The 606-nt window shown below is 35.0% G+C and carries 1 protein-coding gene; it reads right to left on the bottom strand.

Features of this window, described 5'->3' with window-relative positions; all coding sequences use genetic code 11:
* Positions 1 to 508 (bottom strand): AAA family ATPase (locus KVT37_RS31780; RefSeq protein ID WP_217578961.1); only part of this gene is annotated, 508 nt, incomplete at its 3' end.
* Between the last annotated feature and the right edge of the window lie 98 nt (positions 509 to 606).

The raw sequence follows: 606 nt of genomic DNA, 5'->3' as shown, positions 1-606 counted from the left end.
TTCCCGATACTATATGATATTTAATCTCAAGTTCATCGAGTGTTCTAAGTAATAATTCATCCGATAATTGTCTAAACCTTTCTGATACAGGTCGGTGTCCATCTGCCACTAATGGAAATTCTACTGGTAAATGAATAAACTCATCATAATTACGTTTAGCATGCTGTTTCATAACAGCTCCCATATTATCAATGACTTCTTCAAAAAACACCATACTAGCATCTTTTTCTATGTCTTTATTCATTCCCACTGTATCATTTGGGTTAATTCCAACTCTAATTCTTATTTTTCCATACACCCATTCATGGAGTGAGGAACCATCAGATATAAACCCATTTGGCAAATGACTTTCATGTACTGCACGTTCGACCAAACGACGCATACCTAACTGGAAAAGTTCTGCTGGAGTACAATCTTCTAGTCTTTTTCCTGGCAATGCATCAGGTAAAATTTCACGCATAGTTTTTGCATGTGTTCGTGGAATCCCTGTTAAATAAGCTAATGCCAATGTAGTTGTTGTTTTACCTGAAGGATAGGTAACTGAAATCGCTCAGTTCATATTCTATTCACCTCATTTTATTATTTAACTATGTTAATTTTTTACCT

Source organism: Mesorhizobium sp. GbtcB19, from assembly GCF_019091085.1.
Lineage (GTDB): Bacteria > Pseudomonadota > Alphaproteobacteria > Rhizobiales > Rhizobiaceae > Mesorhizobium.
Note: the sequence above shows the minus strand (reverse complement) of the source record. Positions and strands in the feature narration are given on the sequence as shown.